At 64.8% G+C, this 15459-nt stretch carries 14 protein-coding genes; 8 read left to right on the top strand and 6 right to left on the bottom strand.

Annotated features, from left to right (window positions below; genetic code table 11):
* The first annotated feature begins 14 nt into the window (after positions 1–14).
* The gene (locus tag K6G35_RS16405) at positions 15–854 is read left to right on the top strand and encodes a MerR family transcriptional regulator (protein WP_017511647.1); all 840 of its coding nucleotides are present in this window, start codon (positions 15–17) and stop codon (positions 852–854) included.
* Between the two features lie 53 nt (positions 855–907).
* Here K6G35_RS16405 and K6G35_RS16400 read toward each other — a convergent pair whose 3' ends face one another.
* From K6G35_RS16400 to K6G35_RS16380, 5 genes are all read right to left on the bottom strand, one after another.
* On the bottom strand, positions 908–1780 hold the full coding sequence (locus K6G35_RS16400) for a metal-dependent hydrolase (protein WP_495675956.1): 873 nt from the start codon (positions 1778–1780) through the stop codon (positions 908–910).
* Positions 1777–2778: an alpha/beta fold hydrolase gene (locus tag K6G35_RS16395; RefSeq protein WP_008642809.1), complete on the bottom strand. Its 1002-nt coding sequence runs from the start codon at positions 2776–2778 to the stop codon at positions 1777–1779. The genes K6G35_RS16400 and K6G35_RS16395 overlap by 4 nt, the downstream gene beginning before the upstream one ends.
* On the bottom strand, positions 2775–3665 hold the full coding sequence (locus tag K6G35_RS16390) for an SDR family NAD(P)-dependent oxidoreductase (protein WP_008642807.1): 891 nt from the start codon (positions 3663–3665) through the stop codon (positions 2775–2777). The genes K6G35_RS16395 and K6G35_RS16390 overlap by 4 nt, the downstream gene beginning before the upstream one ends.
* A 76-nt stretch (positions 3666–3741) precedes the next feature.
* Positions 3742–5307, bottom strand: a complete 1566-nt coding sequence (locus K6G35_RS16385) for a flavin-containing monooxygenase (RefSeq protein ID WP_495675955.1) — start codon at positions 5305–5307, stop codon at positions 3742–3744.
* Positions 5308–5445: 138 nt separating this feature from the next.
* Complete coding sequence (locus K6G35_RS16380; RefSeq protein ID WP_160172179.1) at positions 5446–5616, bottom strand: hypothetical protein; 171 nt, start codon at positions 5614–5616, stop codon at positions 5446–5448.
* Between the two features lie 44 nt (positions 5617–5660).
* Between K6G35_RS16380 and K6G35_RS16375 the strand changes: the two genes are divergently transcribed.
* The 7 genes from K6G35_RS16375 to K6G35_RS16345 all read left to right on the top strand — a co-directional run bounded on the left by K6G35_RS16375 (position 5661) and on the right by K6G35_RS16345 (position 13910).
* Positions 5661–6242 (top strand): hypothetical protein, encoded by a 582-nt coding sequence (locus K6G35_RS16375; RefSeq protein WP_008642802.1) that lies wholly within the window; start codon positions 5661–5663, stop codon positions 6240–6242.
* An 8-nt stretch (positions 6243–6250) separates the two neighbouring features.
* Positions 6251–7846 carry a GMC family oxidoreductase gene (locus tag K6G35_RS16370; protein ID WP_495675954.1) on the top strand — a complete coding sequence of 532 codons (1596 nt, stop codon included), beginning with the start codon at positions 6251–6253 and terminating at the stop codon, positions 7844–7846.
* Between the two features lie 202 nt (positions 7847–8048).
* Positions 8049–8990, top strand: coding sequence for a TetR/AcrR family transcriptional regulator (locus K6G35_RS16365; RefSeq protein ID WP_035881185.1), 942 nt, complete (start codon positions 8049–8051; stop codon positions 8988–8990).
* A 207-nt stretch (positions 8991–9197) separates the two neighbouring features.
* Positions 9198–10097, top strand: coding sequence for a DUF1571 domain-containing protein (locus tag K6G35_RS16360; RefSeq protein ID WP_495675953.1), 900 nt, complete (start codon positions 9198–9200; stop codon positions 10095–10097).
* Positions 10098–10325: 228 nt separating this feature from the next.
* The gene (locus tag K6G35_RS16355) at positions 10326–11693 is read left to right on the top strand and encodes a DUF2957 domain-containing protein (RefSeq protein ID WP_495675952.1); all 1368 of its coding nucleotides are present in this window, start codon (positions 10326–10328) and stop codon (positions 11691–11693) included.
* Between the two features lie 52 nt (positions 11694–11745).
* A complete protein-coding gene (locus K6G35_RS16350) occupies positions 11746–13032 on the top strand; it encodes a DUF2957 domain-containing protein (protein ID WP_008642792.1) in 1287 nt (428 codons plus the stop codon).
* A 17-nt stretch (positions 13033–13049) separates the two neighbouring features.
* A complete protein-coding gene (locus K6G35_RS16345) occupies positions 13050–13910 on the top strand; it encodes an OmpW/AlkL family protein (RefSeq protein ID WP_008642789.1) in 861 nt (286 codons plus the stop codon).
* Positions 13911–13983: 73 nt separating this feature from the next.
* Here K6G35_RS16345 and K6G35_RS16340 read toward each other — a convergent pair whose 3' ends face one another.
* On the bottom strand, positions 13984–15459 hold the full coding sequence (locus K6G35_RS16340) for an efflux transporter outer membrane subunit (RefSeq protein WP_008642787.1): 1476 nt from the start codon (positions 15457–15459) through the stop codon (positions 13984–13986).

Genomic DNA, 15459 nt, shown 5'->3' with positions numbered 1-15459 from the left:
TTAGAATTTTCGCCATGGTCTCGATCAAGCGCGGCGGCACGCCCACTCCTTCCAGTCCTACCGATTCCGACTCAGCGCAGACGGGCGGCAAGACTTTTCCCGAATACACCATCGACGAGCTGGCGCGTGTGGCCGGCACCACCGTCCGCAATATCCGCTCCTATCAGGACCGCGGGCTCATCGACCCACCCGAGCGGCGCGGCCGCGTTGGCATCTACACGCAGGCGCATCTGGGCCGACTGCGGCTGATCCACCATCTGCTGGCGCGCGGCTACACGCTCGCCAACATCATGGAACTGCTCAAGGCGATCGTCGAAGGCCACGACCTGCGATCGATCCTGGGTCTCGAGACGGCGATCAGCAGCCCCTGGAACAGCGAAGCGCCGCGCCACTACTCGTACCTGGCGCTGGCACGGCTGTTCGGCCGCGCGATCTCGCGCACGGCGCTGGCCAAGGCGATTTCACTGGGATTGCTGGAACCGGATGGCTTCGGCTACTTGGCCCGCAGCCCGCGCGCGCTGGCGGCGGGTGCCGAGATGGCCAAAGCCGGGTTTCCGCTCGAGGACGTGCTCGACATCATCGAGCAGGCGCGCGGTCACTTCCAGGCCGTGTCCGACCGGATCGTCGGCATGGTAGTGCGCGAACTGGACCGCTTCGGCGAAGGCAAGCTGCCGCCGCCATCCGAAGTGCCGCGCATCGTGGATGTGCTCTGGCGCATCCGGCCACTCGCGCTGGTGGCGCTGGAAACCGAGATGATGCGGGCGCTCGAAATCTCGGCCAACAAGTATCTCGGGGACCGCGTTGCCGCGATCCTCGAACACCTGCATGAAGAGGGAGGATCGGCGGGCGATTGATGCGCCGGCCGATCTCCCGCACGCCTGCCGCTTGCCGCTTGCCACCTACCGCGTCACGCCACGCTACGGATCGACGGCGCGCGCGTGCTGGCACCCGCGCGAATCGCCGTGTCCTCGATCTCCGAGATCAGCGGCGCGATGCGGCTGAGCTCCGCGCGATTGTCGTCATCCCAAGGATGGAACCCAGGCCGGAAGTAGGCGAACCATTCCGGAATCATCTTGCGCAGCGTGCCCGGCGATCCCCACAGGAAGTTCATCACGCTGCCAAAGCCGAACAGCTTGTTGCGGCATGACTTGTCCGCCATCACCAGCCTGACATGGAAAGCGAACACCATGGCCCAGAACGTCACGGTGGTGGTGAGCATCGTGAACGTCCGCACGAAGTAGCGGTACGGGCCGGGCTTCATGACCACGTTCCACACGTCGTAGGCCACGGCCTTGTGCTCGGTTTCTTCCAGCGCGTGCCAGGTCCATACCTGCCGATAGCCTGGCTCCGAATCGCCCATTTGACGCGGATCGGCCAACATGCCGGCAGCCAGCATCGCCGTGTAGTGTTCCAGCGCGATCGTGTGCGCGAGCTGCCATGATTTCGGCAGGATCTTGCGCAGCAGATTGAGCAGGCTGGCCACGCGGTTGTCGAGCTTGCTGGCAGGTAGGCCAACATCATCGAGCAAACGGTTGTAAAGAATGTGCTCGCGTGTGTGCATCGCTTCCTGTCCGATAAAGCCGGCCACGGCCTGCTTGAGTTCTGGATCGGTGATGCGGTCGCGATAGTTGCGCACGCTGTCCATGAAGAAGCGTTCGCCGGCCGGGAAGAAAATCGAAAGCGCGTTGATGAAGTGGGTGACGTGCCGGCCGCGTTGATGCCAATCGCAAATGCGCTCCGGCGGGAGATGGGGATGTACGTCGCGGCGGACAGGCATCATGATGCAAACTCCTTGCTGAATGACGGACGTGCCTCGCGTGCACCGTCCAGAAAAGGCAACAGGTCAGCGGCCACGCGCTGAGGGTCTTCTTCCATTGGGATGTGGCCAAGCCCCGCGTAACGGCGCAGCGTCACGTCGGGAATGCGGGCCGCGAACTCGGCCGCGTGCGCGGGCGGAATCCAGCGGTCGCGATCGCCCCACAGCACCAGCGTGGGCACACGCACGCCGCGCAGGCGTTCGGTATCCAACCCATCGAAATCGAGCTTCGGCACCATGCGGCCTACGGCTTCACGGCTGCCTGCGGCATAGAAGAAATCGACGTAACGACGGAACGTGGCCTCCGGCACGCGCGACGCGTCGCCATAGACATCACGCGTAGCCGCGCGGATGATCGACTCCGGCAACATCCACGGCGCCGACCAGCGCACCACGGCGTGCCGGAACAGGTCGATGTAGATCGGCAGCTTCATCGGGAAGCCTGCGGCATCGACCAGCACCAGCCGGTTCACCAGCGACGGCCGGCGCGCCGCGAGGTCCCATGCGATCAGTCCGCCGAGCGAGTTGCCGATCACCGTTGCACGCGAGATGTTCACCGCAGCCAGGAAGCCGTCGATGAACGCGCGATAGACGTCGACATCCATCGTCATGATGCGACCATGCGCGTCACGCAGCGGACCGGTGAGGCCAAACGGCGCGAGGTCGAGCCGCACCACGCGATAGCGGCGACGCAGCATCGGCATCAACCCCTCCCACGTATGCAGCGACGCGCCGAATCCGTGAATCAGCACCAGCGGCTCGCCCTCCGGCACGCCTTCCTCGGTGTAGTGGACCAGCGTGCCCATCACCGATACCCAGCGGGACGCGGGCAACGCGTGGCGGAGCGCCAGCGTTTCGCGCGACAGGCTGAACAGGCCGATGCGGCCCTGCCCGAACCAGCGCGTGAACGCACCCGGCGGCGACTGCAATGCCGCCTCACGTGAAAGCGTGGCGCGATTCATGCGCGTTCTCCGCGTGCGGGCGCGCCCGCCGTATCGGACAGCAGTCGCTTGCTCTTGCGTCGCGTATCGCGCACCACCAGCGACTGGTACGCGGCAGGCAGGATGCGGGAGAGGGCATCCGCCGCGTAGGCATCCGGGCCGATCAGCACGCGGCGCTTGTTCGCGCGCACACCGTCCAGGATCACGCGCGCGGCCTTGTCTGCCGTGGTGATGAAGAACTTCTCGAACTCCTCGCGGCCCTGCTGCGCGTCGCGCACCAGCAGCCCGTTCACGCTCGACGACACCCGGCTGGCACGCGCAATATTGGTCTTGATGCCGCCTGGATGCACAGTGGTCGCGGACACGCCGCAGTCCATCAGATCGAGTTCCTGGCGCAGCGATTCCGTGAATCCGCGCACCGCGTATTTGCTGGCGTTGTACGCGCCCATGCCGGGCTGCGCGAACAGGCCGAAGATGCTCGACGTGTTCACCACATGGCCTTCGCCGCTGGCCTTGAGATGGGGCAGGAATGCCTTCGTGCCATACACCACACCCCAGAAGTTGATGCCGATGATCCATTCGAGATCGTCGTAGGCCATGCCTTCGACCGTGCTCGACAACGCGACGCCGGCATTGTTGAAGATCAGGTTCACGCGGCCATGCGCGCGCGCCACGTCATCCGCCCAGGCATGGACGGCGGCGCGATCCGCGACATCCACGCGATGGCTGGTGATCTGCACCAAGGGCGCCACACAGCGCACTTCAGCCACCGTCTGCGCGAGGCCCGCTTCATTGCAGTCCGATATCGCCACGTGGCAGCCGGACTGCGCGAGCTGGATGGCCAGACAGCGCCCCATGCCCGAGCCAGCGCCGGTGATCGCGGCAACCTTGTTGTGGAAATCCTTCATGCATGTCTCCCGATATCGTTATGGGGTGTTGCGGTGTGGATGAGGGCGCAGGGTTGGGGATGCGCGCGATCGGATCTCAGGCGCGAGCGGTCTCGGCCTCATCGGGTAGCGGCGCGACGCCTTGTTCGCGCATGGGCCAGCGTTCGTAGTCGGCCATGCGGAAGGTCTGCGTCGCGCGCCAGAACTGCCATGTGAAACCTGGCCACAGCGTGGTGTTCTTGCCGCTGCGCGGGTCCATGTACCAGCTCGCGCAGCCGCCTGCTGACCAGATCGTGTGATCCAGCTTCTGCTGGATGCCGCGGTTGAAGCCATCCTGGATCGACGGGCGCACGTCCACGGCCTGCACGCGTTCCTGGCGCATCTGCCGCAGCGCGTCGAGTACGTAGCGCACCTGCGACTCGATCATGAACACCATCGAGCTGTGTCCCAGTCCGGTGTTCGGACCCATGATCAGGAACAGGTTCGGGAAGCCCGAGACCGTGGTGCCGAGGTACGCCTCCGCGCCGTCGCGCCAGGCATCGAGCACGTCACGGCCACCTCGTCCGATGATCACGCCACGCGGCAGCGGATCGGTGGCGCGGAAGCCCGTGCCCAGGATGATGCAATCGGCCGGCCTGCGGCTGCCGTCGCGCATCACCAGCGCGTCCGGTTCCACATGGTCGATGCCCGTGGTCACCACATCGACATTGGCGCGTGTGAGCGCTCCGTAGTAGTCGTTGGACATCAGCACGCGCTTGCAGCCGATCGTGTAGTCCGGCGTCAACTTCGCGCGTAGTTCTGGGTCGCGCACTTCCCGCGCGAGGTGGCGCCGCGCCATCCGCTCCACGGCCTTCATCAGCTTCGGATGCATCACGAAGCCCATCACGCGCATTTCCAGCATCCAGTACAGGCCGGCGCGTACCAGCCACTGCGTGAAGGGGAACTGGCGGAACATCCAGCGCTCCAGCGCGGACACGTCGCGATCCGGCTTGGGCATGACCCACGGCGGCGTGCGCTGGTAGAGGTCGAGGCGATCCACCTGTGGCGCGATCTGCGGCACGAACTGGATCGCGCTGGCGCCAGTGCCGATCACGGCCACGCGCTTGCCCGCCAACGGATAGTCATGGCGCCACTGCTGGGAGTGGAACGTGGTGCCGGCGAAAGTATCGAGACCGGGAATATCGGGAATGGCAGGGCGGCTGAGCCCGCCCATCCCCGAGACCAGGATCCGGGCGCGCACGCGCCGGCCATCGGCCATTTCCAGCCGCCAGACCCCAGCGGACGCGTCCCAGACGGCCTGCTTCAGTTCATGGCCGAAGCGCAAATGCGAGCTCAGGCCGAACGTCTCGGCGCTGTGTTCAAGGTAGCGGCGAATCTCCGGCTGCGGCGAGAACATGCGCGACCAGCTCGGATTCGGCGCGAACGAGAACGAGTAGAGATGGGATTGCACATCGCACGCGCAACCGGGATAGTGGTTATCGCGCCAGGTGCCGCCGACCGAACCGGCTTTCTCGAAGATCAGGAAATCATCGACGCCAGCTTGTTTGAGACGGATACCCATGGCCAGCCCAGAGAAGCCGCTGCCGATGATGGCGATGTCGCAGGCAGCGTCGTTGGGACGGGTGGGGATGAGACGGTCGGGCAGATCCACGGGTGCATTCATTTGGCGCATTCCGGTGGGTGCGCGGGTGTCGCCTTCGAAGGCGGCGACACGATCACGACACCATTGATTGTGACATTGAACGATGTCATCGTAGGTATCGCTGTGGCATGGGTCAATGCGCTGGTTTGAAGATTTGCTCTATTTTTTGGCAATTTCCAGCGGCTCTTGGCGCACATGAAACAAGGTGCGCGCCGAGAAATCCGCATCGGCGGCGGCAGTCAGTCGCGCGTTTGAAACCTGTCGGGGGGATGAAAAAAAATCCAGCGCTTCGGCAGAATCGCAACGCACCTTGGCCAGTGCGACTCGCACGGCCTGGCAACGACATCGAAAACACAAACGAAGACGGAGACACGATGCCCGTACCCGCCCCACCCGCTGTGGAGAAATCATCACGCCGCCAGTTCCTGAAGGTCGGCGCCGGGTTTTCCGCCGCGATCGCCTGCTCGGCGCTTCTTCCCTCGCTAACGGGCTGTTCGCCCGCCAGCACACCACCGCAGGCCGGCATGGCTTTCCTGCGGCCGGCTGATGTCGCGCTGTTCCGGGCACTGCTGCCAGCGGTAGTCAGCGAGCTGGAATCGGTCGACCCGGCCCAGCGCGAGAAGCGCATCGCCGCCGCCGTGCAGTTCATCGACGGGTCGATCGCGGCAATGGGTCTGAACGGCCGCGCGGAACTCCGCAAGCTGCTCGATCTGCTGGCCAGCACGCCGCTGCGCTGGGCCCTGGCCGGCCTGCGCGCGCCGTGGGACCAGGCCACGCCCGAGCAGGTGCGCGGATTTTTGACGCGCTGGCGCACCAGCCGCTTCGCAACGCTCAATGCGGGCGGCGTGGTGCTGGCCAAGCTGACCAGCGTCGGCTATTTCGTGCTGCCCGATGCGTGGGCCGCCGCCGGCTATCCCGGCCCTAATCCCGCGGTCTATCGCGCCATTCACAGCTGACACCCACCATGGCCATTAACGATATCTACAGCGCCGGCATCGCGTCCGGCTGGAAGGTGCTCGACGCCGCCACGTTCACCGCGCCGCGCACGTTTGAAACGGACGTCGCCATCATCGGCAGCGGCGCAGGCGGTGGCATTGCCGCCGAAATGCTCACCGAGGCGGGATTCAAGGTACTGCTGATCGAGGAAGGGGCACTGCGCACTTCGGACAGCTTCAAGGACATGGATGAAGCGCGCGCGTATCGCGAGCTCTACCAGGAGGCTGCCGCGCGTGCGACGTCCGATGGCGCCATCTCGATCCTGCAGGGGCGCTCCGTGGGCGGCAGCACCACCGTGAACTGGACGTCCAGCTTCCGCACGCCCCCGAAAACGCTGGCCCACTGGGCCACGGAGCACGCCGTAACCGGGCATTCCGAAGCCGAGATGGCACCGTGGTTCGAGAAGATCGAAGCCCGCCTGAACATGGCGCCATGGTCGATGGACCCGAATCCGAACAACACCGTGCTCAAGCGCGGTTGCGAAAAGCTCGGCTGGGAATGGCACGTGATTCCGCGCAACGTGAAAGGCTGCTGGAACTCCGGGTACTGCGGCCTGGGCTGCCCGGTCAACGCCAAGCAATCGATGCTGGTGTCCACGATTCCCAACGCGCTCACGCACGGGGCCACGCTCGTGCATCGGCTGCGCGTACGCGCGATCGACCATGACGGCAAGACCGTGCGCGGCCTCACAGGCGATGCGCTTGGCATCGATGGCTACACGGCCACCGGCGTCACGGTCACCGTCCGCGCAAGACATGTGATCGCGGCGGGCGGCGCCATCAATACGCCCGCGTTGCTGCTGCGTTCGCGCGTACCGGACCCGCATGGGCGGATCGGCCTGCGCACGTTCATCCATCCGGTGAACCTGACCATTGCCGAGATGCCGGAAAAGATCGATCCGTACTATGGCGCGCCGCAGTCGATCGCGTCCGATTATTTCCAATGGCGCGATGGCGCAACGGGGCCGATGGGCTACAAGCTCGAAGTGCCGCCGATGTTCCCGGGCATCAGCTCGGGCGTTTTCAATGCGCTGGGCGATGACCTGCGGCGTCAGATGGCCGCGTTGCCGCATACCAACGCGATGCTGGCGCTGCTGCGCGACGGCTTCGTGCCGGAGAGCCCCGGCGGGCGCGTGCGCATTGCCGACGACGGCAGTCCCGTGCTGGACTACGACGTGAGCGACTATGTCTGGGACGGCGTGCGCCGCGCCTACCTGAGCATGGCCGAAGCCCAGTTTGCTGCAGGTGCGAAACGGGTACGACCCGCTCATCTCGACGGTCAGGACTACACGAGCTGGACCCAGGCACGCGAAGCCATCGGCCAACTGCCCCTGAAGAAATTCCGCGCGTTGCTCTTCACCGCGCACCTGATGGGTGGCTGCGGCATGAGCGACGATCCCAAGCAGGGCGTGGTGAACAGCGCGGGTCGCCACCACCAGCTCGAGAATCTCTCCGTGTTTGACGGCTCGGTATTTCCAACCAGTATTGGTGCGAACCCTCAGTTGTCAGTATTCGCACTCACGGCGCAGAATGTCTCCGCACTATCCCGAAGCATCAAGCCGTGATCCAAATCAAGTCCGTCGCAGTCGGGCTTGCAATTTAGAGGATCTATTCGAATATAAGTCTTGTGAAACGGTCGTGGCGCTGGATAGGCTCCCACAACCGTTTCAAGCATCCGTATGCCGTTAGAGCACGGAGCCACAGCGGTCGTGGATTTTTATTTTTATTGCAGGGGTCCACTGCGGTTTCATAGCGAGAGACGCCCCCATGAAGACCGGGAAAACCACGGCAGGAGACACCAAGGCTCGCATTCTTGACGCGACCGAGAAGCTGTTCATCGAGGTAGGCTACGAAGCAACATCGCTCAGACAGGTTACGTCGCGGGCAATCGTCAACCTCGCTGCCGTCAACTATCACTTCCGCAGCAAGGAAATCATGATGCAGTCGGTGCTTGGCCGCCGACTGGATCCCCTCAACACCCGTCGCCTTGCGTTGCTGGACGCCTGCGAGGCACGCTGGCCGGGTGCCGAGATTCGCTGCGAACACGTGATGGGCGCGCTGTTCGTGCCCGCGCTCCAGATGGCGCGCGAGCCCGAGATCGGCGGCCCATCGTTCCTGCGCCTGCTAGGGCGCGTGTATTCGGATACATCCCCGTTCATCCAGTCCTGGCTGATGGGGCACTACGCACCCGTGTTCGGCCGCTTCTTCGAAGCGTTCGCCCACGCGCTGCCGGACGTGCCACGTCAGGAGCTCGGCTGGCGCCTGCATTTCGCCCTCAAGGCGTTGGCAGGCGTGCTGGCCGGCGACGAACTCGGCAACCTGATGCCGGCGTTCACGCAGGGCAGGCGGATGAGCGATGCGCAGGTGCTGGCGCAACTGACGTCGATGGTGGTGGCGGCCCTCAAGGCGCCTTCACCCGCGCCGCAGGAGCTCGGCGCGCTGCAGGATGTGTTCGAGATCGGCGAGACGCAGCACGCCGACGAGCAGGCTCACCTCGCGGCGCTGGCCGCCACTGTAGAGGGCGAATCCCACGAGGCCGCGGCAGCCGCCGCAGCCGCGCTGGGACGTGCCAGACGCAGTGCGCGACAAGTGCGCAACGAGGGAGCGACGCGAGCGGCCACCGCCAGCATGGCGGTACGCCGCGAGCACTGCGCGACCTTCCCAAGCAACCCGCTCGACGACTGGATGCGAACCCGCCCCAGGTCCTAGCCGGCAAGTGACGCGGTGGTCCTCACCGGGGCCGCCGCACACCGGCAACGAGCGGCGACGGCATCCGTCGCTATCGATACCGACAACGTGATTCGCCACGCAACTTGCGAGGCGTGACCCGTTGCGCGCCACGCATGGCGCGACTTCACCCGCCTGCCACGGCAGCCCGCGGGAGGGCCACGTCTTGCCCGCAAAAGGAGACATGCGATGAAACAGCTATACGCGGCAGCCGCGCTCGGCGGCATCCTGGGGATTCTTGCGGCACCGCCCGGAGGCACCACGGCGTACGCCCAGGGCGCATCCGCGCTGGCCACGCAGACCCCGCGCGTCGCCACGCCATACGACGGTCTGCCCACCTCGCAGCAGGCCACGATGCTCTCGAAACAGGTAGCCAGCGGCGAGCTTGCCGCGCAATCCGACGCGCAGGTACTGGCCACGTTCGATGCGCTGCAGCCCGAAGCCATCCTGACGTGGGCACGCGCGGAAATGAATCGCTACCCCGAGTACGAATACTCGATGACGCGCCAGGAACGACTCAACGGTCAATGGCAAGACAAGCCAGCGCGCATGATGATCCGCTACCGCCATATGCCACGCCAGCTCTACGCGAAGTGGCTGCCAAACGGCGTGCAGGCCGGCCAGGAAATCATCTATGACGAGACCCGTCGCAAGGACGAGATGTACGGGCACCTCGGCGGCATCATGGGCTTCACGTCGATCTGGACCGCAATCGACGGCACATTGGCCAAATCCCAGTCGAATCACACCGTGCGCGACCTCGGCTTCCAGTTCGTGCTGTCGATGCTCGAGCGCGATGCGAAGACGCTACGCGCGGCGGGGCTGCCCGAGAAGTACAGCCGCGTCGAAATCGTGCAGGAGCAGGGCGTTCGCATGGTGGCGCTGACATGGGAGTTGCCGGAAGGCGCGCCGAAGTACTACGCGAAGAAAGTGCAACTGATGTTCGATCTCAAGCACCCCTGGCCGCGCGCGGAAACCGCGTGGGACGCGGACGGCAACATGGTCGAGAAGATCGTCTTCGAGAAGGCCCAGAAAAAGACCTTCGACGCATCGACGTTCGATCCGTCGAACAGCGAATACAAGTTCTGAAGATGCCGAATGTGGGCCATCCCGTCCGTTTGAATTCGCGTGCCATGCATGGCAAACGCGGTTTGAACAATGACGGGAGAGGCTTGCGTGACAACGGCACGCCGCGCGGCCACGGTGTTTGGAACGAGCGCTCTATTGCGCTCGACCGCTTGAAACGCGAGATTCCGACGCACCGTGAGCTATCCCGGCAATCGCCGGAGCGCCGGTCATAACGACAAGGAGACAACCATGCAGATGTCGCATGCTCGACACGCATTTTTTGCTGTTGCAGGGGTAAGCCTGACTATGACGCTCGCTGCCTGCGGCGGCGGTGGAGATGGCGATGCCTCCAGTAGCGCAACGCCAGCCGCCGCTGCGCAGCAGTGCGCCACCGTCGGCAACTGTCCCACTTCAGGGGCTACCGAAAACCAGCCCGTGGCCTCGCTGTGCCCAAGCACACTCGATTACGGCACCACGTACACCGGCGGTTCCGGCGCGGGGGAATTCCTGAAAATGCAGTTCGATTCAACCAAGGGCACGTACCAGATCACGATCATCGAATCGGCGGTGCCCAAGGCACCGGGATCGGTATCGCCGACACGCGCGGGCGTCACGCTGACTGGCACGATGACGCATCCGACCCGACCGCTGCCGACTGCGGCGCAGAACAACTGCGCGTATGAACTGAAAACGGTCACCGCATCCGACGGCGCATCGCAGGCCATCATCGACCCCGCCAATCCGCCGATCATCTTCATCGGCAATGGCGTGGCGGGCGGCGGCATTCCTGGCGCGACGATCCAGTATGGCGGCCTGCTGGGGCTCGGCAAGATCCCACAACGCACGTTCCCGATGTACCCGGTGCTGGCATTTGCGCAGACGGAGACCGACTTCAGCAAGGTCGCGGGCACGTACAACCTGCTCGGCTATCACCTGGTACCGTCCGGCGGCAAGTTGACTGGCGCCACGAACTACGCGCCCGCTACTGCCAACACCGTGGAAACGCTCAACGCCGACGGATCATGCGCGCCGGCCAGCGGCGGGTCCTGCCTGTCGACGGGCCAACCCTGGCATTTGCGTGCCGGTAACGATGGCGCGTTCGGCAGTGACAACGATGGCGGGGCGGGCAGCCAGCCTTATCCACACTTCTATGCCAACGCGCTCGCGCCCGCGAACGCACGCGCACGCGGCGTGCTGGTGGTCGGCAAGCTCGAGGGCAAACAGGTACCGCTGCTGGTCCGCGTGGGCTACGCCTACATCAACGGACTGGACATCAGGGTCGACGACGAATCCGGCCTGGCCCTGATGACGCCAACCTCCACGGTCACCCAGGCCAGCATGCAGGGCAGCTACATCGGCTCGGGCAGCGACTTCAAGTACCTGTCTTCGACGGTCCAGAACAACCTCGTTGCGTTGATCGACCCGCAGGACCCGTCGCTCAAGCCGGTCGGCGGATTCCAGATGGACTTCACGCAGGCCACGCGGCCCGGCGTGGTAGCCACTGTCGACAACAGCGGCGTCACGGGATCGGTCGTCACTACTGGCCCCGTGTATGCCCACCTGTTCGGCCCCGCAGCAGATCCAACGTTCCGTGTCAGCGCGCTGGCCAGCCGCTGACGCAAAACATCCACTGCCTCACACCTAGAAGAACCCCATAGGAGACATCATCATGCCGCTGCCGCAATCGCATCAACCACGTTCCGCAGCTCCGCTGCGGCCCTGGGCGCCACGCCTGGCGCTGGCACTGGTTACCACCGCGGCACTCGCCGGGTGCGGCGGTGGTGGCGATGGCGACAGCGCGCAAACCGCAGTGCCCGCTGCCGTGCCTGCCCGACTCTGTCCTGCATCGGTCGACTATTCGACGCCTTATGTCGGCGGCACCGGATCGGGAGAACTGGTGAGCGTGCAGATCGATACCGCGAAGATGACGTGGGCCGTCACGTTTCTGGATTCATCGGTCCCACGCACCACGGGCACGGTGCAGCCAACGCGCTCCGACGCCACCAACGGGCAGAACGTGATGACCGGCAAGCTCGCGCAGGAAACTGGCCTGCCCACCGACAAGCTGAATCAATGCGCCTTCCAGTTGCTCGGCGCGAGTCTCGATGCATCGCGCCCGGCACGCCTGTTCCTGGGTGAAGGCGTGATGGGCGGCACGATCCCTGGCGCGCGCATCCAGTTCAACGGCATTGCCGGTGCCGGCGCCGTGCCCGACACGACGTTCCCGTACTTCCAGTTCATCGGCTTCGCGCAGACCGAGACGGACCTGAGCAAGATCGCGGGCGTCTACAACGGGTCGGGCTTCCATGAGATTCCATCGAAGAATTTCGCGCAGGTCGCGCAGGACTACAAGATGTCCCTGGCCGCCGATGGTTCGTTCACGGTCTGCGACAACAAGACCGGCGGCACCTGCAAGCAGAAAGGCAACAAGTTCGTGCCGCAAGGCAACGGCTCGCTGCTTTCCACCAACTACGAAGGCGAGCAGCAACCAAGCCTCGGCGGCGTCCTGGGCCGCGCGTACCTGATCGTGGGCAAGCTGCGTGGACAACTCGTGCCGATCATGATTCGCGTCGGCTATGCCAATGCGTCGTTCACGAACCTGCAACCGGTGGGTGCGGATGACGAGATCGGCATCGGCATGATGGCGCCGGCGGTGTCGATCACACAGGGTAGTGTCAATGGCGAGTACATCGGCGTGGACAGCAACTTCGACTACCGCACCACGGCGCTGGTGGGTGCCGATGCCGCGCAACTGGACCCGTTCCGCGCGTCCGACGCCACGCTGGCCACGGCGCTGAAGCTCGACTACTCGCAGACCACCGCTGGCGTAGTGACCACCACGCGCAAGGACAACGCCACGATCACGGGCAAGTTCATGTTCACCGGCGGCGTGTTTGGCTTCCTCGAAAACCGCACCACCGGCCCGTACTTCACGGTCGGCGCCTTCGTGCAATAACAACCCAGGGGACCGACATGCATAACAAACGCCTCTCGCTGGCCCGCCTGCTTTCGATCGCCGCAGCCTTTCTCGCCTGCAGCGCCTTCATGGCCACCACCGCGCACGCGCAAAAGGCCGGGGACAACGTCGTTTCCGCGGGCTGGTTCCACATCGAGACTTTCGGTACCAGCGGCCCGTTGACCACTACCTTGCTCGATGTGCCAATCAACTATCCGCTTGGCCTGCCGACGTCGTTCTCGGCGCCAGGCAGTGGCCTGTCGACGTCGAATGCCGACACGCTAGGTTTGACGTTCAGCCACTTCGTCACCGACAACATCGCGATCACAGCCGTGGGCGGCATTCCGCCCGAGTTCAAGATCTACGGACACGGTTATCTGATTCCGCCGGGCCCGGCCGGCGCACTGGGTCACCAGAGCCTGGGCGACCCGTCGCTGAATCCGATCATCACGCGCGCGCGTCAGTGGAGCCCTGCGGCAATGGTGCAGTATCACTTCCGCGCTCCCGATGTGACGTTCCGCCCGTTTGTCGGTGTTGGTGTCTCGTACAACTTCTTCACCAATATCGACGTCAATCCGGCATTCGCCGCATCGGTGAACAATAACCTCGGCGCGATCCTGGCTGCGGGTGCGGGTATTCCGGGTCCGACGTCGGTCCACGCCGATGCGTCGTCGTCGTGGGCGCCGGTCTTCAATGTCGGCGGCACCTACAACTTCACCGAGCATTGGGGTGTCACTGGGGCGGTCACGTACATCCCGCTCAAGAGCGAATCGACGATGACGATCAAGGCGTCGGACGGCACCGTGCTGTCGACCTCCAAGACGACACTGCGGCCAAACCCGCTGGTGTTCTTCCTCGCGGCGACCTACAAGTTCTGACGACGTCGGCCACAACGCAAAAAGGGCGAAGCCTTGAAAGCTTCGCCCTTTTTTGCTGAGCCGAAACGATGACTTACTGCGTCGTCGTTGTCTGCGGTGCCGGCTGCTGCGCCACCGGTCCTTTCTCCACCAGCCCGCCACCCAGCGCGCGGTAGAGGTCGATCGAGTTCACCAACCGCAACTGCCGTGCCGCAACCAGATCCTGCTCGGCCGAGAACAGCTGGCGCTGCGCGTCGAGTTCGTCGAGGTAGCTCGCCACGCCGCTGCGGAAGCGCATCCGCGCCAGTTCGTAGCGCGCGGCTTCCGCGTTACGCTGCTGTTCCTGGCCAGCCACCTGGTCCTCGAGCGTGCCGCGTGCCACGAGGGCATCGGCCACTTCGCTGAACGCGGTCTGGATCGTCTTCTCGTAGTTGGCGATCTGGATGTTCTTGCGGACGTTGGACAGGTCCAGGTTCGACATGTTTCGGCCGTAGTCGAAAATCGGCAGCACGAGTTGCGGCGCGAACGACCACACGTGAGCGCCCGAGTCGAACAGGTTCGTGAACGACGTGCTGATGGTGCCGGCATTGGCCGTCATCGTGATGCGCGGGAAGAATGCGGCCCGCGCCGCGCCGATGTTGGCATTGGCCGACAACAACTGCTGCTCGGCCTGACGGATGTCCGGACGCTGCGTCAGCAGTTCCGAGGGCAGACCCTCGGGAATATCGCTGATGATGTGTTCGTCCGACAGACGCATCGGCGCAGGCAGGTTCGGGATCTCGGCGATCGGCTTGCCCACCAGCACTTCCAGCGCGTTCTGCGCCTGCGCGCGCTGACGCGCCAGCTGCGCTGCGGCCACGCGGGCCTGCGCCACCAGCGATTCGTTGTCGCGCAGGTCCAGCGCGGACGTCGCGCCGGCGCTGAAGCGCTTCTGCGCCAGTTCGTACGTGCTCTGGCGCGCCTTGTAGGTGTCGCGCGCCAGATCGTACTGCTCGGCAAAGGCGCGTTCGGCCAGATAGGCCTTGGCAACCTCCGAAACCAGCGAGATGTACGCGGCGCGGTGCGCTTCCTCAGTGGCCAGGTACTGCGCCAGCGCGGCGTTCGAAAGGCTCCGCACGCGGCCGAAGAAGTCGAGCTCCCACTGCGTCACCGACAAGCCGACCTGGTACACGTTACCCGTGAACGACTGGTCGATACCCGACGAGGCGCCCGAGAAGCGGCCGCGCTGGAAGCCGGCATTCGCATTCACGGTCGGCAGCAGGTCGGCGCGCTGGATCTGGTACTGCGCGCGCGCCTCTTCGATGCGGAGCGCGGCAGTACGCAAGTCGCGGTTGTTCTCCAGCGCCGCCTCGATCAGCCCTTGCAGGCGCGGGTCGGTGAAGAACTCGCGCCAGCCGATCTCGGTGGCGCGGCGCGTTTCACCGCTCTTCACCTCGGCCGAGGCATAACCTTCCGGCGCTGCCGGGTAGCCGCCCGCCACGGGTGCGGCGGGGCGGTCATAGTGCGGCGCCATCGTGCAGCCGCTCAGCACCCCGGCCACCAGCAGCAAAGTGGTCAAAGTCTTTGTCAT

This window comes from Cupriavidus sp. HY129, from assembly GCF_059492215.1.
Note: the sequence above shows the minus strand (reverse complement) of the source record. Positions and strands in the feature narration are given on the sequence as shown.